Genomic DNA, 21,183 nt, shown 5'->3' on the forward strand with positions numbered 1-21,183 from the left:
ACGCCGGCGCGCCCCCCCGGCGTGCGCCGCGCTCCCTGCTTCGTCGCGCTCGACCTCGCCATGGCTCGCGCCGGCGAGACAGAGCGAGGCGAGTCGGTGCATGGATCGATCCCGACCCCCGGGACGAAGGGCCCGGTGCGCACGACTGCCTACCTCAGAACGGAGCAGAACGGCGCCTGCAGCAAATGTGAACGTTCACAAATACGGTCTCGAACGAAATAGCCGGACGCGAGGCCCTTCTCGATCCGATCGGCGCGGAGCGGTGGCCAGCCGCGGCGCCCGCGTGAGCTGTCCTGCGAACTCGCGTGACGCGTCGCTCCAGAGGGCCCCGCCCGCCCAGTCCTCCCGGGATCGAGGAGACCCGCTGGCCGGTCGATTGGAATTGACATCAAAAATGTGATCGCTCACATTGTTCCCGAGGGGTATGCTTTTGCTTGGCCCTGGGTGGCTCGTCACGCGCACCGAGACCTTCCCCGTCTGATCGATCTCGGCACCGGTTGCGTTCGCTCGGTCGTCGCGGGAGCGATTGCCGATCGACGGTGTCTGGCGTTTCGCCAGGGGTGATCCATCAGAGACCACGACAATCCTCGCTTGTTCGACGGCTGTCGTAGGACCCTGAGCGCTGTCCGGCGGAATTTTCCCATGAATCCGGCAAAGCGACCGGATGGCGACTTCGGGGCTGCGTTACCTGTGTTGCGGCGGACGATGCCCAGCCCCTCCTCGGGCGGACCGGTGTCTTCACATGGGCCTCGTCCGGGATCAGGTGCTCCGAGCCCAGCCACGCCGGGCTGAATGGGCTTCGCGGTGAGAGCAGTTGATTCTGAGGCATGGTCGCCAGGTGCGGCTACCCGTGTGCCGTCACACCCTTGCATGATCGGAGAGCAAGATGAAGAAGCCGTCCTGGCACGAGCTCCGTTCCTCGAGACAAGTCGCCGTTGTTTGTGCGTTCGCGTTCGCGGCCGCGTGCACGGGCAGTCTGGGTGACCGCACGGAGGGTGCTGGGGGACCCTCCGTCGAGAACGAGGGACCATCGACGGGCTCGGATCCTCCGCCGTTCCAACCCGCGGCCGGGATGCTGCGTCGTTTGACGAGAACGCAATTCCGCAATGCCGTGCGCGACGTCTTCGGCGTGGAGGTCAACATCAATGAGCTCGACGCCGACAGCTGGAATGGAAACTTCGCGGTCATCGGCGCCGCGACCGTGGTGACCTCGGAGCGAGGCGTCGAGCAGTACCACACGGCCATCGAGAGCGCCGTCGACGCTGTGTTCGCGGATTCCGCGAAGCGGGAGCAGTTCATCGGCTGCGCGCCCAGCGGCGCGCAGGACGACGCTTGCGTGCGCGGCTTCATCCAGGCGCTGGGGCTTCGAGCGTGGCGCCGCCCGCTCGAGACAGCGGAGGTCGACAGGCTCGCGGCGGTCGCCAGCAATGCCGCGGCGGAGCTCGACAGCGCCGTCGAGGGGGCCCGCTGGGCGACGGTGGCGCTCTTCTCGTCGCCGAACTTCCTGTATCGACCGGAGCTCGGCGCCCCGAGCGCCGATGGGTCGCTTCGCTTGACGGGCTACGAGATGGCGTCCCGGCTCGCGTTCCTCGTGTGGAACAGCCTGCCGGACAGGACGCTGCTCGACGAGGCCGCGAGCGGGACGCTCGACACGGTGGAGGGGGTTCGCGCCGCGGCGGCGCGGATGCTCGAGGCGCCCGCTGGGCGCGAGGCCGTCGGCGCCTTCGCCGAAGAGTACATGCGGCTCGATCGGATCGGCACGCAGGCGAAAGACACGGAGCTGTTTCCGGAGTACGACGCCGCGCTGCGAGCGGCGATGGTCCGCGACATGCGGGGCACCTGGGAGGTCCTCGCGTTCGACGATCAGGCGAGCGCGCTCGACCTGTTCTCGACCACGAAGGTCGTCGTCAACACGGAGCTCGCCCAGCTCTACGGCCTCGACACGACCGGCCTGAGCTCGAGCACCTTCGAGGTCCGCTCGTTGCCCGCGGACGGCCCGCGCGTCGGGATCCTCGGCAAGGCCGGCTTCCTCTCGCAGTTCGCGAACCAGAAAGAGGGGTCGCCCACGTTGCGCGGCAAGTTCATGCGGGACGCCATCATGTGCACGCCTGTCCCGCCGCCCCCCGGTGACATCGCCCTCGAGCTCCCGGAGCCGCCCGCGGACAGGCCGCTCACGAAGCGTCAGCGGCTCGAGGCGCACCGGACCGCTCCTGCCTGCGCCAGCTGCCATGGGTTCATGGACCCGCTTGGCCTGCCGCTCGAGACGTTCGACGCGATCGGCCGTTACCGCACGACGGATCACGGTCTGCCGATCGACCCCAGCGGCGACTTCGACGGCGAGGCGGTCGCCGACGCGCGCGATCTCGGCATGACCGTCAGCGAGAGCGACGATGTCGCTCGGTGCCTCGTCCGCAAGTACTACGCGTATGCAGCAGGCCACGAGGAGCGAAAGGTGGACGTCACCGTGCTGGACACGCTGGCCGCTTCGTTCGAGGCGTCGGGGTTCGACCTGCGCGAGCTCGTCCTCGACGTCGTGACGAACGAAGCCTTTTCCTCCGTCGCCCCCCAACCCTGAACGCACGGTGCCCACCATGACCAAGAAAGTTCTGGACCGACGAACCGTACTCCGGGGCCTGCTGGCGACGGGCGCCGCCGTCACCATCCCGCTGCCGCTGCTGGAGATCATGCTGAACGAGAGCGGCACGGCGCTCGCCCAGCCGAAAACCCCGGTCTCGCCGCTCTACGTGACGTGGTTCTTCGGCAACGGCACGCTGCCCGGCCGCTGGAAGCCGGCGCGCACGGGCTCCGGCTCGGCCTGGGAGCTCAGCCCCCAGCTCCAGCCGCTCGCGGAGCACAAGTCTCATCTCACGGTGATCAGCGGCCTCGAGAACAAGCTCGTCGTCTCCGGCTTCGAGCACCCCAGCGGGTCGGCGGGGGCCACGACCGGCGCGCCGCTCAACGGGAACGCCGTGCGGGCCCCATCCATCGACCAGGTCGTCGCGAACGTCATCTCCGAGGGGGCGCCGTACCGCTCTCTCGAGGTGGGCGTGACGCCGGCGACGCCGAACGGCCCTCAGGACTCGCTGCATACGGTCTCGCACAAAGGGCCGAGCTCGCGCAACAACCCGGAGTTCGATCCGAAGGCCGTGTTCAATCGGCTGTTCATGGGCGGCACGCCCGCGCCGAGCGACGACGGAGCGGAGCAGGCCGCGAAGCTCGCGAACGTCCGGAAGAGCGTGCTCGACTCTGTCCTGCAAGACGGCGCCAGCCTGCAGCAGCGGCTCGGGGCGGCCGACAGGCAGCGCGTGGAGCAGCACCTCGATTCGATCCGCGCCATCGAGCGGCGCCTCGAGACGACGACCTCCGGCGGCGGCACGCCGTCCGCATGCAGCAGCCCCACGGCCCCGACCGCGGGCAAGGACTCGCAGAGCGAAGCGCCTCCGCAGGTGAACACCGCCATGGTCGAGCTCTCGGCGCTCGCGCTCGCCTGCGAGAGGACCCGCGTGCTCTCGTTCATGTTCTCGCTGCCCGCGGCGCACGTCTACTACCGGCACCTCGCGCAGGACATGAACGACGACTTCCACGACACCATCTGTCACGGGGATGCCGGAGATCAAGCGAGTCAGCCCCGCGTCGACAAGGGCGTGATCTACACGATGCGCTGCCTGAACGAGTTCTTGACGAAGCTCAAGAGCACGCCGCACGGCAGCTCGAACCTGCTCGACAACACGCTCGTGTTCGTCACGTCCGACACCGCCTGGGGCAAGGTGCACACGAAGGCGGAGTGGCCGGTGCTCCTCGCGGGGAAAGCCGGTGGACGGCTGCGCGGCGACGAGCACCACAACTTCCCCGGCGACAACCTGAGCAAGGCGCTCCTGACGACCGCCCAGCTCATGGGCTCGAAGGCGACGGAGTTCGGCGTCGACGCGGGGCGGGTCACGTCGCCGCTCGCGGGCATCCAGGTCTGAGATAGGCTCGGCCGTCCGGCTGCACCGACGGCCAGGGCGGCCCGCTCGACAACGTCGGCGAAAGCAGCCTCCACGGCGGCCTCGTCGACCCGATCATCGCCTGATCGCACAATCACCACGAGGTCCAGACCATGCCGAACCCACGTTTTCGTTCCTCTATCCCCGCCGTCGCGTTGATGGTCCTCGCTTGCTCGTCCGAGACAGGCACGCCCGACAAGGGAGATGACGGTACCGGTCAGGGCACGAGCGGCGCATCCACGAGCGGCGGCGCCCCCGCCACCGGAGGCGCGACGACGACGGGCGGGGCCGACGCTCCTGCGAGCAGCGGGGGTGGCACGACAGGTGAATCGACCGGGGGCGCACCGCCGACCGGCGCCGGCGGCATGGGGACCGGCGGCACTGAATCGCCCATCGGCAACCCGAGCCCAGGCTGCGGCAAGCTGGGGCGGCCCGCCAACGGAACGGTGACGGTCGACAACGATCACATCTACAAGTTCCCGGACAGCTACGACGGCAACACCCCTTTCCCCCTCTTGATGGGCTTCCACGCCTGCGGCAACCCGATCGACCAGTTCATCAACCTCACCCGGGGGTCGGCCTTCGAGACGGAGTACGTGCGCGCCGTGGGAAGGTCGTCGGACTCGGGTGGATGCTGGAACTACAACGACGACATCGCCAAGGTCCTTCGGATCTACGACGACGTCATGAACAACCACTGCATCGACATGGACCGTGTGTTCGCCACCGGCCACAGCTCCGGTGCCCAGATGATCGTGCAGATCCTGGCGCACAGGTCCGACGCCGAGCACATGAACTTCAGGGCGGTCGCGCCCGTCGCGGCCTCCGATTACGGCGCGCTGCAGGTGCCCATGCCCGTGATGTACATCCAGGGCAAGAACGACACCGTCCGCGGGGGCGACGGAGCGAGCACGGTCGCCAGGTTCCGCACCGCCAACATGTGCCAGATGAGCTCGACACCGTATTCCGAGGTCATGGGCTGCCAGAGCAGCGGCAAGACGGTGAACCCCGGTTGCGTCTCCTACAGCGGCTGTTCGGAGCCGACGATCTGGTGCTCACACGACGACCCCGCGTACAGCAATACGAGCCACGGCGTGCCGTGCTTCGCCATCCAGGCGATGTACGACTTCTTCACGAGCATGCCGTGAGCTTCGCGCCGGCGTGACGTGACCGTCCCCGGCGCCGATCGCGACAGAGCCCGACCGCGAGGCGCCGCAGCCCGAGCGTCACGTGGGGCAGGTGTAAGGGTCCGAGCCGAGCTTCCCGGAGACCAGAGGCGAGCGAGCCCGCGGTGACGTCGAGTCGCCGCGGGCTCGTCGGGGAGGTCGCCTCTCCTGCCCGAAGGTCCCCTCCGAGAGCTCGGAGGGGAGCGGGCGTCACAGGTCGAGCGTCAACAGCCCGAGCCTGTAGGGCAAGCGGCCGTACTCCTCGCGGGAGTTCGGATCCCTCCCCTGGTAGAGGAACTGCATGTTGCACGGGTCGATGGTCATCCGCTCATCGCTCCCGGAGCGGGTCAGCTCGCCGTGGCTGATGTCGTCGGTCCAGTCCGTGCCCTCGAACGTCACGTTCGCGGGGCCGGCGAAGGGGTTCGCCTTGGTGTCAGCCAGGGGAGTCCAGGGGCCGTCCAGGCTCTCGGAGGTCCACGACCTGAAGAAGCGAGGGCTGTTGTCGAACGCCTCCACCAGGAGCAGGTACTTGTTCGATCCATCCACCTTGTAGACGTTGCTTGCCTCGAACAGGAGCCCCGCGCTCGGAGCCGACATGACGACCTCGTAACCGTCGAACTTCGGGAAGTCTTCGATGCGGACCTTGGAGCGGTAGAGCTTCCCGTCGTCCCGCGAGAAGAAGAGATGGCAGTTGGCGTCGTCGCAGATGACCCAGAAGTCCAGCGCGCCGAGGGTGCTCCCCATGGCGCCCGGCTCACCCCGGAGCAGCGACTGGGGCCGGCTCCACCCGTTCATGTTGTTGATGTCGTCGTTGGTCGAGTACCTGCCGTTCCACTGGTAGATGAGGTACCACTTGTTGTGCGGCCGGAAATAGAAGACCTGGGGAGCGACCGTGCTGCCGGTGGGCCAGCCCGCCATGTAGTGCTGCTCAGCGGCGTTCGCCTGAGAGAAGTCCGTGAAGTTCAGGTACACCGACTGCCACCCGCCGTTGCCCCCGGTGGTGTCGAACACGGTGGCAAACACGTGGTGCTTGCCGTCGTGGTACACGATCGTCGGGTCCTTGACGGACGCGAACGTACGGCCAGCAGGCGGCTTGGGGCTGATCACCGGAGGCCCCGACTTCCACCTGTACGTGGTCGGCAAGTCGCAGGTCGGCGTCGATCCGCCTGCGCCGCCGCTGCCGGCCGCCGGAGAGCCGCCGCTCCCCGAGGACGTCATGCCGCCCGTCATGTCGCCGCCCGTGCCCGCGGCGCTCGACGAGCTCGCGCCGGGGATCGATCCGCCTGTGCCCCCTCCGCCCGAGCCCGTCGTGCTGCTGGCGCTGGACATCGGGCTCCCCGTGCCACTCGTCCCGGCAGGGGGCTGCTCCCCTTCCGTCGTGTCGCTGGCGCAACCGGCGAGCGCGGCGAGCACGTAACCGAGGGCAGAGAAGAGAAGGGTAGAACGGCGCAGGGTCACGGTTTGACAGGGCAAATCGAGGTGAGTGTTCATGCCAGTCTCCAGGGGGATGCCCGTTCGGGCAGCGAGCTCCTCAGAGCCCGACCGTCAAGGTTAACGCGCAGGAGGACGAAGGGGCCGGGGCACACGGCGTGCTCATCCGGGGCGAAGCGGAAGGATACCAGGAATAAATTGTGAACGTTCACATGGCCGGAGTCAAACAAAAACCGGCGCGCGGCGATCCTCGATCCGGAGGGGTGGATGACGCGCAGCGGCGGCCGGTCGCGGCGCTCGCGCGAGCTGCCTGTCGAGCTCTGCCCTCGAGAGCTCGTCGTCGCCGGGGGCCCCAGGCGCCCCTTCACCCCTCGCGCTTCACGCCCAGCGAGCGACGATCGAACAGCCGCTGAAAGAGGCACGAGACCAGGAGCAGGAGCCCGACAACGATCTTGGTCCACCAGGAGCTGAGCGTGCCCTCGAACGTGATGAGGGTCTGGATGGTGCCGAGGATGAGCACACCGAACAGGGTGCCGAAGACGGTGCCGAACCCGCCGGTCAGCAGCGTGCCGCCGATGACGACGGCGGCGATGGCGTCCATCTCCATCCCGCCGGCGTGCAGCGCGTAGCCGGACACCATGTAGAACGTGAAGGCGACGCCCGCGAGCGCCGAGCAGAATCCGCTCAAGGTGTAGACGAGCACCTTGGTCCTCGGCACCGGGAGGCCCATGAGCATGGCGGACTGCTCGCTGCCGCCGATGGCGTAGACCGTGCGGCCGAAGCGCGTGTAGTGCGCGAGGTAGACGGCCGCGGCGAACAGCGTGAGCGCGATGATCACGTTCCAGGTGATCGAGGTGTCGAACAGGAACGGGATGCGGCGCGACGACACGTCGACATAGAAAGGATGCGTGATCGTGATGGAGTCGATGCTGATGAGGTAGCAGAGCCCGCGGGCCAGGAACATGCCCGCCAGGGTGACGATGAAGGCCTGCACCTCGAAGTACTGGATGACGATCCCCATCACGAGGCCAATGCCCGCGCCCATGGCGAGGACGAGCGGGATGACAACGGACGGGCTATAGCCGTGCTTCTGGACGAGCGACGCCGAGACCATCGTGGTCAGCGCGATGACCGAGCCGACGGAGAGGTCGATCCCGCCGGAGAGGATGACGAAGGTCATCCCGATGGCGGTGATCGCCAGGAACGCGTTGTCGATGAAGAAGTTGAGGAACACCTGCAGCGAGAAGAACCCGTCGAACAGGATCGATCCGGCCCCGAACATGACGACGAACAGGCCGATCGTGACGGCGAGCGGCAGGTGCCTCCGGTCGAACCGGATCGACGGTCTGCTCACGGCTGCTGCGTCGCTCCTGGCTCCGGCCGCGGTGTCGCTCATGGCCGTCGCGACGGTGTCGCTCCTGGTTCCGGCTGCGGTGTCGCTCATGTGGTGGCCACCTTCCCTGCCCGCTGCTTTCCGATGAGGTCCCTGACCTTCTGCGACTGCAGGATGCTGACCAGGAAGACGACGAAGGCCTTCACCACCAGGTTGACCTCGGGCGGCACGCCGACCGAGTAGATCGTGGTGGTGAGCGTCTGGAGGATGAGGGCGCCGATGACGCTCCCCGCCAGCGTGAACTTGCCCCCGGAGAGCGACGTCCCGCCCAGGACGACGGCCAGGATGGCGTCGAGCTCGAAGAGCAGCCCGGCGTTGTTGCCGTCGGCGCTCTTGACGTTCGAGCTCACGATGAGCCCGGCGATGCCGGCGCACAGGCCGCACACCGCATAGCAGGCGAAGGTGATCGAGCGCGCGCGGATCCCGGCCAGCCGCGAGGCGACCGGGTTGATGCCGATCGCCTCCACGAACATGCCGAGCGCGGTCTTGCGGGTGAGCAGCCAGAGGGCGGCGCCAACGCTCGCCACGATGAACAGCGAGACCGGGATGCCCAGCAAGAAGCCGTTCCCGATGACGTAGTAAGGGCTGTAGTAGATCGTGATGATCTGGCCGTTCGTGATGAGCTGGGCGACGCCCCGGCCCATGACGAGCAAGATCAACGTCGCGATGATCGGCTGCATGCCGAGCAGCGACACCAGCGCTCCGTTCCACATGCCGAAGACGAGCGCCACGCCGAGCGCGCAGCCGATGACGATCGGCAGCGGGACCTGCGTCACGTCCTGCATGCCGGCGCCGCCGTGCAGGACCAGCTCGCCGCCGATCAGCGCCGCGGCGACCGCGCCCGAGATGGCGACGACCGCGCCGACCGAGATGTCGATGCCGTGGGTGGCGATCACCAGGGTGAGCCCCATGGCGACGATCATCAGCGGCGCCGCGCGGTTCAGGATGTCGATGACGCTGCCGTAGAGGTGGCCGTCCTTGACCGTGATCGCGAAGAGCTGCGGGTTGATGACCAGGTTGAAGAGGAGCAGGAGGCCGAGCATCGCCGTCGGCCAGAAGGCGCTCCTCCGGGTGAGCCGGCGCAGGGAGGCGGCCGCCGCGCTCACGCCGCACCTCCCGCGATGATCTGGTACACCGCCTGCTCGTCGGTCCCGCCGGCGGGCAGGTCGGCCACCTTGCGACGGTCGCGCAGCACGACGACCCGGTCGGCGTAGCGCAGCGCCTCGGCCATCTCGGACGAGACGAACACAACGGCCATCCCGCGGTCGCAGAGATCCATGACCTTGCCCATGATCTCGGCCTTGGCCGCCACGTCGATGCCGCGGGTCGGCTCGTCGAGGATGAGCATGCGGGGGTCCGTCGCCAGCCAGCGGGCCAGGAGCGCCTTCTGCTGGTTGCCGCCGCTCAGCTTGGAGATGGGCACCTCCGCGTCGGCCGCCACGATGCCGAGCCGCTCGATGTACGCGCGGGCGATCTCGTCCTGTCGCGTCCGCGACAGGGCGCGGAAGATGCCGCGCTTGGCCTGGAGCGCGAGGACGATGTTCTCGCGCAGCGAGAGCTCGCCGACGATGCCCTCGAGCTTCCGGTCCTCGGGGCAGAAGCCGAGGCCGCGCGCGATCGCGTCGAGCGGCGAGCCGATGCGCGCCTGCTCGCCGTCGATCTCGATGGTGCCCTGATCCGCCCTGTCGATGCCGAACAGGAGCCGCACGGTCTCCGACTTCCCGGCGCCCAGGAGGCCCGCGATGCCGAGCTCTTCCCCGGACCTCACCTCGAGGTCGATGTCCCGGACCGAGCCTTTCTTGCCGAGGCCGCGCGCCCGCAGGAACGGCGCCGCCCCGCCCGCCGGCGTCGCCGCCTGGGCGCGGTCGGCCCGGCGCGGGCCCTCGTCCGCGACCTCGCGCCCCACCATCCGCGTGACGAGCTGCATGCGGGAGAGCTCCGCGGCCGGGTACTCGCCGACGCGCTGGCCGTTCCTCAGCACCGTGATCCGGTCGGAGATCTCGAACACCTGGTCGAGGAAGTGCGTGATGAACAGGATCGCCATCCCCTGCGCCTTGAGGCGCCGGATGACGGAGTACAGCACCTTGACCTCATCCTCGGACAGGCTCGATGTCGGCTCGTCGAGGATGAGGATCTTGGCCTTCGCGCTCAGCGCGCGGGCGATCGCGACGATCTGCTGGATGGCCAGCGAGTAGGTCGAGAGCGGCGCGGCGACGTCGAGGTGGACGTTGAGATCCGAGAGCAGGGCCTCGGCCCTCCGGCGCATCTCCGCCCATCGGATGGCGAAGGGGCTCGACCCCTCACGCCCGAGGAAGATGTTCTCGGCGACCGACAGGTTGGTGCAGAGGTTCACCTCCTGGAACACGGCGCTGATGCCCGCCCGCTGCGCGCTCTGCGGGCTCGACGGCCTGATCTCCCTCCCTTCGAGGAGGATCTGCCCGCCGTCCGGGGGGTGGACGCCGGTCATGATCTTGACCAGCGTCGACTTGCCGGCGCCGTTCTGCCCCATGAGCGTGTGCACCTCCCCTGCCAGCAGGCGGAAGTCGACGCACAGGAGCGCCTGCACGCCGGGGAAGCTCTTGGAGATCCTCTTCAGCTCGAGCACGGGCACGGCGTTGCTTCCCATGGCTCTCATCCTCCCGGCTCGGCGATCGATGCCCCGGTCACCCCGCGATCAGTACTTGCGCTTCGGGAACTCCTGGGCGGCGGTCTCCATCGGGAAGATGCCCTCCTCGGTCACGATGCGCTTGGGCAGCGTCTTGCCTGCCATGAGGTCCTTGACCGCGCTCATGAGCTGCGGCCCGAGCAGGGGGCTGCACTCGACGGTCACGTTGAGCTTGCCGGCCATCATCGCCTCGAACGCGCCCTTCACCGCGTCGATCGAGATGATGAGGATGTCCTGGCCGGGGCGGAGGCCCGCCTCCTCGATCGCCTGGATCGCGCCGATCGCCATGTCGTCGTTGTGGGCGTAGAGGACGTGGATGTTCTTGCCCTCCGCCTTGAGGAACGCCTCCATGACCTCCTTGCCCTTCGCGCGGGTGAAGTCGCCCGTCTGCGAGCGGATGATCTTGAGCTGGGGCTTGTCCTTGATGACCTCCTCGAACCCCTTCTTGCGGTCGATCGCGGGGGCCGAGCCGACGGTGCCCTGCAGCTCGACGATGTTCACGGTGTCGGTCCGGTCCTTCGTCTTCTCGACGAGCCACTTCGCCGCGCGGCGGCCCTCCTCGACGAAGTCCGAGCCGATGAAGGTGACCCAGAGGCTGTCGTCCTTCGTGTCCACGGCGCGATCGGTCAGGATGACGGGGATCTTCGCCTCCTTGGCCTCGCGCAGGACGGGCTCCCACCCGGTCTCGACAACGGGCGAGAACGCGATGACGTCGACCTTCTGGGCGATGAACGACCGGATGGCCTTGATCTGGTTCTCCTGCTTCTGCTGAGCGTCGGAGAGCTTGAGCTCGATCCCTTCCGCCTTGGCGGTCTCCTCGATCGACTTGGTGTTCGCGGTCCGCCACTCGCTCTCCGCGCCGATCTGGGAGAACCCGAGCGTGACCTTACCCTTCTCCTTGCTACAGCCGAGACCGGCCAGGACCAGCGCCAGTACGACGAGCGTCATCATCCACGCGGCGACAGCCTTGTTCCTCTTCATGGCGCAGCTCCTCTCCTCTCGTCCTCGCCCCGTCCCCCAGGGCACATTGGTCGTCCTCACCGTCGTCGCCTTCGTCCGGCGACGTCCGGCGTCACTTCTGGCCGTAATACGCGCCCTTCCCGTGCTTCCGGTCGAAGTGCTTGCGCACGACCGCATCGGGTAGGCGCGCGGCGCCCGGGTGGATCGTGCGGGTGATGAACGCCATCCGCGCGATCTCCTCGAGCACCACCGCGTTGTACACCGCCTTCTCGGCGTCCTCTCCCCACGTGAAGGGGCCGTGGCCCGCCACGAGCACCATCGGCGTGTGGAGCGGGTTCCTCTCCCGGAAGCACTCGACGATCTGCTTCCCTGTCTCCATCTCGTAGTCGCCCTGCACGGCGTCGTCGCGCATCACCTCGGTGCACGGCACGTCCTCGGCCAGGTGGTCGGCGTGCGTCGTACCGTAGATCGGGATCGGCGTGCCCGTCTGCGCCCAGCTCGTCGCGTACGTCGAGTGCGTGTGCACGACGCCGCCGATCCCGCGGAAGTTCGCGTACAGGAAGATGTGCGTCCGGGTATCCGACGAGGGGCGGAGGCGGCCCTCCACCACCTTCCCCTCGAGATCGAGCACCACCATGTCGTCGATCGACAGCGTATCGTAGGCGACGCCGCTCGGCTTGATGGCCAGGACACCTCTGTCGCGATCGAACGCCGACACGTTGCCGAACGTGTAGATGGCGAGCCCTCGGCGCGGGATCTCCATGTTCGCCGCCCACGCGCGCTCGCGCAGCTCTCGGTAGGTCGCGCTCACGTCTCGCCCCCTCAATCCGCCAGCCTGTAGGCGAGGTCGTTCCAGCGGAGCTCGTTCTTCAGCGCGCGGATCTCGGTCCCTTCGCCGATGCGGATCAGCTCCACGCCGGCGATGGTGGCGAAGTCCTCCACGTGCTCCATCGTCAGGGCCCGGCTGTGCGCGCAGTGATGGGCGCCTCCGGCCAGGATCCACGCCTCGCACGCGAGCCTGAAGCTCGGCCTGGGGATCCACACCGCGCGCGCCACGGGCAGCTTCGGCATCGCCCGGTCGGGCGCCACCGCGTCGAGCTCGTTGGCGACGATCCGCATGCGGCCGCGCATGTCGATCATGGCGACGTTCACAGCGGGCCCGGTCCCGGCGTCGAAGACGAGCCGACACGGATCCCCCTTGCCGCCGATCGAGAGCGGGTGGATCTCCAGGGACGGCTTCGCGGCGGCGATCGACGGGCAGATCTCGAGCATGTGGGCGCCGAGGACGCGCTCCTTTCCCTGGACGAGATGATACGTGTAGTCCTCCATGAAGGACACGCCCCCGCGCAGGCCGGCCGACATGACCTTCAGGGCGCGGACCAGGCCGCAGGACTTCCAGTCCCCCTCGGCCCCGAAGCCGTAGCCTTCGGCCATGAGCCGCTGCACCGCGAGGCCGGGGAGCTGCTTGAGCCCGTGCAGGTCCTCGAAGGTCGTGGTGAACCCGCCGAACCCGCCCTCCACGAGGAAGGAGCGTATCGCCGCCTCCTGCCTGGCCGCGTACCGCAGCTCGCCGCGGCGCTCTCCGCCCTTCCTCAGGGCGGGGGCGACCGCGTACGCCTCGTCGTACTCCGCCACCAGGCGATCGACCTCGGCCTCGCCGACGTCGGCGACCCGACTCACGAGATCGCCCAGCGCATAGCCGTTCACCGACCACCCGAGCTTGACCTGCGCCTCGACGCGGTCACCGCCGGTGACGGCCACCTCTCGCATGTTCATGCCGCCGAAGCGGGCGATCTTGAGGCGCCGCGCGTCGACGATGGCGCAGGCGGCGCGCGCCCAGACGTCGAGCTTCCCGAGGACGTCGTCGTCCATCCAGTGGCCGACGACGACCTTCCGGTCGATGCGCAGGCGAGCGCCGATGTACCCGAACTCGCGGTCCCCGTGGGCCGACTGGTTCAGGTTCATGAAGTCCATATCGATGCTGTCCCAGGGCAGCTCGCGGCTGTACTGCGTGTGCAGGTGCGCGATCGGCTTCTCCAGGCGCAGGAGCCCCGCGATCCACATCTTGGCGGGCGAGAAGGTGTGCATCCACGTGATCACGCCGGCGCACCGCGGCGTCGCGTTGGCCTCGCGGCAGACGGCGAGGATCGCCTCGGGGCTCTTGAGCGTCGGCTTCCACACGACCTTCACCGGGAGCTTGCCCGACGTGTCGAGGTACGCGGCGATCTCCCGCGAGTGCTCGGCGACCTGCCTCAGGGCCTCCTCGCCGTAAAGATCCTGACTGCCTGTCAGGAACCATACCTCGAAGCCCTCTCGAAGATCTTGCATGACGACTCCGCTCATTTTGTCAGCTCTCTCTCCACAAACGACCCGAGCGCGACGTAATCCTGGTACAGCGCATCATAGAGCCTGGCGCGCGCTGGATCGGGCCGATACACAGCCTCGGTCCCGGACGACATCGCGCGCTGCGCGTCCTCGATCGTCGCGTGCAGGCCGGCGGCCGTCGCGGCGAACATCGCCGCGCCCAGGGCGACCGGCTGCTCGCCGGCGCGGACCTCGACGGTCATGTCGAGCACGTCCGCCAGGACCTGCATGGTGAAGGGGCTCTTGCGCGCGACGCCCCCGATGCCGATGACGCCGTCGATGCGGATCCCGTGAGACCGGAAGCGCTCGACGATGGCGCGCGATCCGAAGGCGATCGCCTCGACGAGCGCGCGGTAGATCCGCGGAGCGTCGGTGGCGAGGTCGAGGCGGACGATGGCGCCCTGGAGCCGCTGGTCCGCGTCCGGGGTCCTCCGCCCGTTCAGCCAGTCGAGCGCCACCACCGAGCTCGCCGCCGGCGGGATCTCCGCGGCCGCCCTCTCCAGCTCGGGGATGATCCGATCGATGAGCGGATCGCCGGCCGGGAGTGCCGGCTGGAGCGCGCGCAGCGGCCAGCTCAGGAGCTGCTTGAACCAGGCAAAGACATCGCCGAAGGCGGACTGCCCCGCTTCGTAGCCGATCGCGTTCGGGAGGATGGATCCGTCGACCTGACCGCAGATCCCGGCGACGAGGACCTCCGGCGCGCCTGTCTTCGGGACGACGAGCATATCGCACGTGCTGGTCCCCATGACCTTGAGCAGGTGGTGCGGCTGGATGTCGCCGCCGACCGCGCCCATGTGCGCGTCGAAGGCGCCGACGGCGACGACGGTGTCGCCCGGGACGCCGAGCCTCGCGGCCCAGTCGGGCGAGATCGTCCCGAAGGGCGCGTCCGCGGTCCAGGTCTGCGACCCGAGCGTGGCCCTGAGCTCGGGCAGGTGCGGGTTCAACCTCGCCAGGAACTCGCTCGAAGGATAACCGTCGAACTCCGGGTGCCACATCGCCTTGTGGCCGGCGGCGCAGCGGCTCCGCTTGATCCGCCTGAGGTCGTCGGTGCCGGTCAGGACCGCGGGGATCCAGTCGCAGTGCTCCAGGACGGTGACCGCCGCGCGCGCCACCGCCGGGTTGGTCTCGATGACGTGGAGCACCTTGGCCCAGAACCACTCGGAGGAGTACACGCCGCCCTCGAACTTCGTGTAATCCACGCCGCCCCAGGTCCGGGCGAGGTCGTTGATCCGCCCCGCCTCGGCCAGCGCGGTGTGGTCCTTCCAGAGGATGAACATCGCGTCCGGGTCCTCCTCGAAGCCGGGGCAGAGCGAGAGAGGCCTGCCCTTCGCGTCGGCAAGGACCGGCGTGGATCCGGTGGTGTCGACCGCGATCCCGCGCACGCGCGCGGCGGCGTCGCTGCCCGCCTGGGCCAGGGCCCCGCGGACCGACGCCTCCATGGCCTCCAGGTAGTCGAGCGGGTGCTGGCGGAACCGGTGCGCGTGCGGGTCGCAGTGGAGGCCTTGCGCCCAGCGCGGGTACGGCACGACCGCGGCCCCCGCGAGCTCGCCGTTGCGCGCGTCCGCGACGACCGCGCGAACGGAGTCGGTGCCGAAGTCGATCCCGATGACGAAGGTTCCGGTGCGCATGACGACCCGCTGGCTGGGGTGAAGCAGGAAAGGATGGGTTCGGAAGTTCAATGTGAACGTTCACATCATCAATGTCAATTGCAATCCGTCTGCCCGTGGCCAGATCGGCGGGGCGGGGTGAGAGGACCTGGGGACCAGCACGTCGTCAAGACGTGTGACGCGCCTGGGCAGGCAGACAGGCGGAAGCGGCAGCGGAGGCGGGCAGACGGGGGCGGCCGGGCGCACCGGAGCGGCCGGCGTGTTCGAGGCGCCGACAGCGGTGACGGAGATCAACAGCGAACGCCCGCACGATGCCCGGGCTGCGCTCGCGCCGCTCTTCGCGCTGAACGGCCGAGACGACGAGCACGCCACGTCCCCTCCCCTCGACGACCGGCGGCAGATCCTGTTCCGCTTCCATGGACGCGCGCCCGGCGCGTGCAGGCGGCGCTCGCCGAGCCGCCCGCGCAGGCGAGCCCGGGAGCTCACGACCTGTCGGAAGCCGTGGCGCCCTTTCTCGATGTAAACTTACCATCCGAGGCGAACTCATCGATCCCTCGATGAAGAGTAGGACTCGATCGCCAGAGTCTCGACCACGACGCGTCTCTTGGAAGCTCGCAGCTCTTGCGGCGCACGAGAACGTATGCTCGCGCGCTGAGCTGGAGGGCCGTGCGCGGTCACGACGCCCTGTGCCGGCGGAGCCGCCCTCGGCCGCGCCGCCGTGCCGCCCACGCCTGGACTGCCGCCACCTCCTGCTCAGGCCGGCGGTCCTCCTCCGGAGCGCAGCGGTCAGGACCGGCGTGGCGCCGGCGGGATCGACCGCGAGCCCGCCGTGGCTCGCGTCCACGACGACCGCGCGAACCGCGTCGGCGCCGAGATCGATCCCGAGGACGAAGGTCCCGATGCGCGCCACGACCCGTGCGCTGGGTGAAGCAGGGGCAAGGATGAGCCCGGGTCCAAATGTGAACGTTCACATCTGCGATGTCAATTCCAATCTGTCCGGCCGCGACTATTCTCCCGCCTCGATGGATGACAAGGAAGTCAAGGCGCCCTCGGAGCGACGCGTCAAGAGAGGCGGGCGCCGGGCCGCGGTGATGGTCGACGTGGCCAAGCTCGCCGGGGTCTCGTATCAGACAGTCTCGCGGGTCCTGCACGACAGCCCGCACGTGCGACGCGACACGAGGGAGCGCGTGCTCGATGCGATCCGCCAGCTCGACTACAGGCCGAGCTCGGTGGCGCAGGCGCTCGTCACCGGGCGGTCGAGGAAGCTGGGCGTGGTCAGCTTCAACACGACGCTCTACGGTCCGGCGTCGACCCTGCTCGGGCTCGAGGAGGCGGCGCACGACGCCGGCTACGGCGTCAGCATCGCCAGCCTGCGATCGCTCAGCCGCGCCCCGGTGGTGGAGGCGGTGCAACGGCTGTGCGATCAGGGGGCCGACGGCATCGTCGTCATCGCCCCGCAGCGGTCGGCGGTGGACGCGCTCCGCCACCTCACCTCCGACGTCCCGGTGGTCGCCGTCGAGGGCGGGCCGGACGACCTGGTCCCCGTGGTCGCCGTCGACCAGCTCGGCGGCGCGGTGGCCGCGACCCGGCACCTGCTCGATCAGGGCCACCGGACGGTGTGGCACATCGCCGGCCCGGCCGACTGGCTCGAGGCCGACCAGCGCCTCGACGGCTGGCGCTCGACGCTGCAGGCCGCCGGCGCAGAGGTGCCCCCTCCCCTGCGCGGCGACTGGAGCGCGCGATCCGGCTACGAGCTCGCCCCGAGGCTCGCGAGCACGCCGGGCGTGACCGCCGTGTTCGTGGCCAACGATCAGATGGCGCTCGGCGTGCTCCGCTATCTCAACGAGATCGAGCGCGAGGTGCCGCGGGACATCAGCATCGTCGGCTTCGACGACATCCCGGAGGCCGCCTACTTCACGCCGCCGCTCACGACCGTCCGCCAGGACTTCTCCGAGCTCGGGCGCCGGTGCCTCCACCTCCTGCTCGGTCAGATCGAGAGCGGCCAGCGCTCGTGGTCGCGCGTCGTGGTCGAGGCCGAGCTGATCCTGCGCAAGAGCACCGCGGTGCCCAGGCGCGGGTGAGCACACGAGGCGGGCGAGCGCAGGAGCTCGCCTTCACGCCTCCACCACCTTCGAGGCAGGTCGCGCGCACGAAGCGCCTCGCGGTCGAGGCGCGACGGCGCGCGCTCACCCGAACAGCCCCTCGACCGCCTTCGTCCGCTGGTCGTTGTCCCCCATCACGAGATCCGGGGCGCCGAGGGCGGCCGCGCACGCCATCCACACGTCGTTGGTGGAGCGGAGGCCCCCGCCGCGGTTGTTCCACACCTGCCCGCCGCGCAGCTTGGTGTTCGCGCCGCCGAACAGCACCCAGGGCATGTTGTCCCAGTTGTGGGTCCGGGTGCCGACCTCCGTGATGTACGGCACGAGCGTGCTGTCGAGCAGCTTCCCGCCGCCCACGTCCTCGGTCTCCGCGAGCTGCTGCAGAAAGCCGGCGACGTGGCGGGCGTAGAACTCTTCCACCCGCGTGAGGAACTCGAGCGTGTCGCGCGTATCGGGGTCGTGGCTCGTGGTGTGGTGCACCTTGTAGATGGCGGAGTCGGGCGGCCACAGCTCGCCGAAGCTCACGTGGTTGGTGCCCGGGGCCCACTGGAACGTGACCACGCGGGTCAGGTCGCAGCGGAGCGCGGCCTTGACCACCGCGAAATGCAGGGCGCCGATGCGCGCGTGCTTCACGTCGTCGCGCTCCTTGACGACGTGCGAGCTGTTGTAGGGGTCGATGTGGCCGCTCACGTCGATGGTCTCGGGCGCCTCCGCGACGCCGCAGGACGCGGGGTCCCTCGGGTCCGCGTCGAACTCCTTCTCCACCTCGCGGATGGCGGCGGCGTGCGCGTCGAGCGTCTCTCGCTGCGAGCTCGGCGCGAGGCCCTCGAGGCGCTTGAGGTCCTTCATCGCGAAGTCGAGCACGCTCTTCTTCTCCAGCCGCGCCCGGGCCAGGGCGTCCAGGTTGTCGTTCGTGGGGCCGCCCGGCATCAGCGCGCCGAACACCCGCCGGTACGCGTCCAGCGGCTGGTAGTAGGGCGTCATCGGCGCGCTCGCGCCCGAATAGGACATGTGGCGGGTCGACACCTCGGGCGTGTCGGCGCGCTTGTCGCAGGAGATCTGGAGCGACGCGATGGCCGTGCCCTGGAGCTCGGTCGACTGCCGCACGAGGAGCTGGTCGATGCTCGGCCCCTCGGCCACCGGATCGTCGCCGCCGTTGCCCGGATACAGCTTCTTGGTCCGCTGCCCGGTGGTCATCAGCACCGTTCCGCGCTCGTGGCCGCCGCCGACGGAGCCCTCGAAGGGCAGCTTCAGGTCGCGCAGCACGACCATGCGATCCTTCATCGCCGCGAACGGGTCGAGGATGCGGGAGAGCGTGAAGTCGGTCCCGCTGCCTTGCGGCCAGAAGTTCTGGTACACGGTGCCCACCGGGCGCTGGATGATCAGGAGGCGCTTCGGCGCCGTCCCGCCCTCCGCGGCCGACTCGAGGCTCCTGAGCACCGTGACGAGGCCCGCGGCGGCGCCGATGCCTTGCAGGAAGCGGCGGCGAGACCATGCATACGACAGGTTGTAGCGCACTGTCATTTCTCCTTGGCGCGCTCGGTCAGCGCCGGCGAGGTCACGATGGCGTTCACGATGTTGGGTAGGGTCCGCTGGCCCTCCGGCAGCGCCGCGATCACGCGCTCGACCTGGCAGTCGCGGGTCGAGAGCGCCTCGTCGTCCGTGCCGTACGTCACGAGGTGCCGCACGACGCAGGCGGCGAACTCGTCGGTCTGCGCGACGGCGTCGGCGAACTCGACGGCGCTCGTGTAGACGCCATCGATGTCGCCCATGTTGGCGAGGTCGACGCGCGCGTCGATGGGCTCCCCGTCGAGGGTATCCCGGTATCGACCGACGGGATCGTAGCGCTCGAGCAGCAGGCCGAACGCGTCGAACTGTTTGTGGCAGGCCGCGCAGGTGGCGTTCCCGGCCCGCGCTTCGGCGCGCTCGCGTTCGGTCATGTCGGCCGCAAGCAGCTCCTCGATCGCGCCGGCGAGCGCCTCCGGGGGCGAAGGGATCTTCCCCATGCAGAGCAGCGCGCCGCGCACGAAGAGCCCGCGCGCGACGACGCTCGTGTTGTCGGTCCGGGACAGCGCCGCGAGCAGGCCGGGCTGCGTGAGGATCCCGGCGCGCTCGTCGGCCGGCAGCGTGACCTTCGCGAACTCCTCCGGGGCGGCGCCCGTGTGCTCGATGCCGTAGACCTCGGCGAGCGGGCCGTTCACGAACGTCTCCCGCGTGCTGAGCAGGGTCGAGACGTCGGCGCCGCGGTTCCACAGGAGCTCGTCGAGGAGCAGCTCGGTCTCGTGGAACATGCTCGCCTGGAGAGCGGGGGTGTACTCGGGGAACAGGCCCGGGTCCTTGATCGTGCCGAACAGGTTGCTGAGCCCCCACGCGGCGATCAGCGTGGTGCTCAGGCTGCTGCGCGTCTCGGGCTTCTCGAGCAGGCGCTCGACCTGGCGCGTCAGCTCCTCCGGGTCGTTCAGGGCGCCGGAGTCGGCGGCGGCGGCGAGATCCGCGTCCGGCAGGCTGTCGGTCAGGAAGAACGCGAGCTCGCTGGCGGTCTCGTGCGCCGTCAGCTTGACCACGTCGCCGTTCGCGGCGTCGCCGAGCTCGGTGCGGTACGAGAACGAGGGGGACGCGAGGACGGCCTCGACCGCGAGCGAGACGCCGCGCTCCAGGCTCGTCTCTCGGCCGAGGCTGTAAACCGCCCACAGGTTGTCGAGCTCCGTGGCCTCCATCGGCCGGCGGAACGCCCGCTGCGCGAACCGCGTCAGGAACTCCTTGGCGCAGGCGTCGTCGCCGCCGTCCTCGCCGGCGGCGCAGCCGGTCACCTGCTCGAAGCGCCCCGCGAGGCTCTCGGCCGCATAGGCGGCCCGCGCGAGCCGCGCATGCACAAGGGACGTCCCGACGACGAGCCCCTTCTTGACGAACGGCTTCGTGCGCGCGTCAAGCGCCTGGTCCGGCTCGATGGCCTCGTCTCCCAGGAGACCCCGGATGGCGTTCGTGAACTGCAGGTCGGCGAGCAGCACGATCCGCCGTTCCAGCCGCGGGCTGCACAGGCCGCTCTCGCTCCCCGGGGGATTCGAGCCGCCGCCCGCGGCGGCCGTGCCGCCGCCCGAGGGGGTCGCGCCCGCGCCGATGTCGCCGATGCACCCTGCGACGAGGAGCGAAGCGCACGCGGCGATTCCGCGCAGTCGAGAGGCCACCTTGCCGTGAGTGGATGTTTCCACTTTCATTCGATTGCTCGCGACGCTCCGGCTGCAATGGTGAGCGGAAAAATTCATGATATCGACTGCGCAAACTCGGTCCTCACGGCACATGGGACCGCTGCCGAGAGCGCGCTCCGAGGCGGTCTGAACACCGCCCTGAGCGCCGGTCAGTGACGTCGGTCGATTCATACGATGCCTCCCGGAGATCCCGCCTTGTTGCCAGATCGACCATCGCGCGAGCTCGGCGGCGCAGGCGTTCGCCACCGGGCCATCGGGGATGCTCGCGTGAGCCGCACGAAGCTCGGCCTCACCGGGGCCGATGCG

The 21,183-nt window shown here is 69.2% G+C and carries 15 protein-coding genes; 5 read left to right on the top strand and 10 right to left on the bottom strand.

Translation table 11 applies throughout. The features are described from left to right. The first annotated feature begins 1,084 nt into the window (after positions 1-1,084). The 3 genes from WME76_RS17600 to WME76_RS17610 all read left to right on the top strand — a co-directional run bounded on the left by WME76_RS17600 (position 1,085) and on the right by WME76_RS17610 (position 5,134). Entirely contained in the window at positions 1,085-2,575 is a 1,491-nt protein-coding gene (locus WME76_RS17600; protein ID WP_437961246.1) for a DUF1592 domain-containing protein, read from the top strand. Between the two features lie 16 nt (positions 2,576-2,591). Next, complete coding sequence (locus WME76_RS17605; protein WP_437961247.1) at positions 2,592-3,968, top strand: DUF1552 domain-containing protein; 1,377 nt, start codon at positions 2,592-2,594, stop codon at positions 3,966-3,968. 131 nt (positions 3,969-4,099) lie between these two features. Beyond that, entirely contained in the window at positions 4,100-5,134 is a 1,035-nt protein-coding gene (locus WME76_RS17610; protein ID WP_437961248.1) for an alpha/beta hydrolase family esterase, read from the top strand. A 228-nt stretch (positions 5,135-5,362) separates the two neighbouring features. On the opposite strand, the gene WME76_RS17615 is transcribed toward WME76_RS17610, so the two are convergent. Next, complete coding sequence (locus tag WME76_RS17615) at positions 5,363-6,259, bottom strand: non-reducing end alpha-L-arabinofuranosidase family hydrolase (protein ID WP_437961249.1); 897 nt, start codon at positions 6,257-6,259, stop codon at positions 5,363-5,365. Between WME76_RS17615 and WME76_RS17620 the strand changes: the two genes are divergently transcribed. Continuing rightward, positions 6,246-6,569 (top strand): hypothetical protein, encoded by a 324-nt coding sequence (locus WME76_RS17620; protein ID WP_437961250.1) that lies wholly within the window; start codon positions 6,246-6,248, stop codon positions 6,567-6,569. The two genes, WME76_RS17615 and WME76_RS17620, sit on opposite strands and share 14 nt — an antisense overlap. 378 nt (positions 6,570-6,947) lie before the next feature. On the opposite strand, the gene yjfF is transcribed toward WME76_RS17620, so the two are convergent. The 7 genes from yjfF to WME76_RS17655 all read right to left on the bottom strand — a co-directional run bounded on the left by yjfF (position 6,948) and on the right by WME76_RS17655 (position 15,593). Further along, entirely contained in the window at positions 6,948-7,979 is a 1,032-nt protein-coding gene (gene yjfF / locus WME76_RS17625; protein WP_437962122.1) for a galactofuranose ABC transporter, permease protein YjfF, read from the bottom strand. Between the two features lie 44 nt (positions 7,980-8,023). After that, the gene (locus tag WME76_RS17630; RefSeq protein WP_437961251.1) at positions 8,024-9,082 is read right to left on the bottom strand and encodes an ABC transporter permease; all 1,059 of its coding nucleotides are present in this window, start codon (positions 9,080-9,082) and stop codon (positions 8,024-8,026) included. Continuing rightward, positions 9,079-10,602 carry a sugar ABC transporter ATP-binding protein gene (locus tag WME76_RS17635; RefSeq protein WP_437961252.1) on the bottom strand — a complete coding sequence of 508 codons (1,524 nt, stop codon included), beginning with the start codon at positions 10,600-10,602 and terminating at the stop codon, positions 9,079-9,081. Before WME76_RS17635 ends, WME76_RS17630 begins: the two co-directional genes overlap by 4 nt. A gap of 48 nt (positions 10,603-10,650) precedes the next feature. Further along, positions 10,651-11,622 (bottom strand): ABC transporter substrate-binding protein, encoded by a 972-nt coding sequence (locus WME76_RS17640; RefSeq protein WP_437961253.1) that lies wholly within the window; start codon positions 11,620-11,622, stop codon positions 10,651-10,653. Between the two features lie 91 nt (positions 11,623-11,713). Then, entirely contained in the window at positions 11,714-12,412 is a 699-nt protein-coding gene (locus WME76_RS17645) for an L-ribulose-5-phosphate 4-epimerase (RefSeq protein WP_437961254.1), read from the bottom strand. 11 nt (positions 12,413-12,423) lie between these two features. Then, positions 12,424-13,929: an L-arabinose isomerase gene (gene araA, locus WME76_RS17650; RefSeq protein ID WP_437961255.1), complete on the bottom strand. Its 1,506-nt coding sequence runs from the start codon at positions 13,927-13,929 to the stop codon at positions 12,424-12,426. Between the two features lie 11 nt (positions 13,930-13,940). After that, entirely contained in the window at positions 13,941-15,593 is a 1,653-nt protein-coding gene (locus WME76_RS17655; protein WP_437962123.1) for a ribulokinase, read from the bottom strand. Positions 15,594-16,663: 1,070 nt separating this feature from the next. Here WME76_RS17655 and WME76_RS17660 point away from each other — a divergent pair. Then, complete coding sequence (locus WME76_RS17660) at positions 16,664-17,653, top strand: LacI family DNA-binding transcriptional regulator (protein ID WP_437962124.1); 990 nt, start codon at positions 16,664-16,666, stop codon at positions 17,651-17,653. 105 nt (positions 17,654-17,758) lie between these two features. Here the strand turns inward: WME76_RS17660 and WME76_RS17665 are convergent, their stop codons facing one another. Together WME76_RS17665 and WME76_RS17670 are read right to left on the bottom strand one after the other, a co-directional pair. Continuing rightward, a complete protein-coding gene (locus WME76_RS17665) occupies positions 17,759-19,195 on the bottom strand; it encodes a DUF1552 domain-containing protein (protein WP_437961256.1) in 1,437 nt (478 codons plus the stop codon). Next, positions 19,192-20,880, bottom strand: a complete 1,689-nt coding sequence (locus WME76_RS17670) for a DUF1592 domain-containing protein (protein WP_437961257.1) — start codon at positions 20,878-20,880, stop codon at positions 19,192-19,194. The genes WME76_RS17665 and WME76_RS17670 overlap by 4 nt, the downstream gene beginning before the upstream one ends. Positions 20,881-21,183: the final 303 nt, after the last annotated feature.

Origin of the sequence: Sorangium sp. So ce119 (assembly GCF_051524405.1) — a bacterium.
Lineage (GTDB): Bacteria > Myxococcota_A > Polyangia > Polyangiales > Polyangiaceae > Sorangium > Sorangium cellulosum_G.

What these genes read in the sequence shown, in the direction of transcription:
- WME76_RS17605 (WP_437961247.1), top strand. Translation starts at nt 2,592, where the DNA reads ATGACCAAGAAAGTTCTGGACCGACGAACCGTACTCCGGGGCCTGCTG.
- WME76_RS17610 (WP_437961248.1), top strand. Translation starts at nt 4,100, where the DNA reads ATGCCGAACCCACGTTTTCGTTCCTCTATCCCCGCCGTCGCGTTGATG.
- yjfF (WP_437962122.1), bottom strand. Translation starts at nt 7,979, where the DNA reads ATGAGCGACACCGCGGCCGGAGCCAGGAGCGACGCAGCAGCCGTGAGC.
- WME76_RS17635 (WP_437961252.1), bottom strand. Translation starts at nt 10,602, where the DNA reads ATGGGAAGCAACGCCGTGCCCGTGCTCGAGCTGAAGAGGATCTCCAAG.
- WME76_RS17640 (WP_437961253.1), bottom strand. Translation starts at nt 11,622, where the DNA reads ATGAAGAGGAACAAGGCTGTCGCCGCGTGGATGATGACGCTCGTCGTA.
- araA (WP_437961255.1), bottom strand. Translation starts at nt 13,929, where the DNA reads ATGCAAGATCTTCGAGAGGGCTTCGAGGTATGGTTCCTGACAGGCAGT.
- WME76_RS17655 (WP_437962123.1), bottom strand. Translation starts at nt 15,593, where the DNA reads ATGCGCACCGGAACCTTCGTCATCGGGATCGACTTCGGCACCGACTCC.
- WME76_RS17660 (WP_437962124.1), top strand. Translation starts at nt 16,664, where the DNA reads ATGGTCGACGTGGCCAAGCTCGCCGGGGTCTCGTATCAGACAGTCTCG.
- WME76_RS17665 (WP_437961256.1), bottom strand. Translation starts at nt 19,195, where the DNA reads ATGACAGTGCGCTACAACCTGTCGTATGCATGGTCTCGCCGCCGCTTC.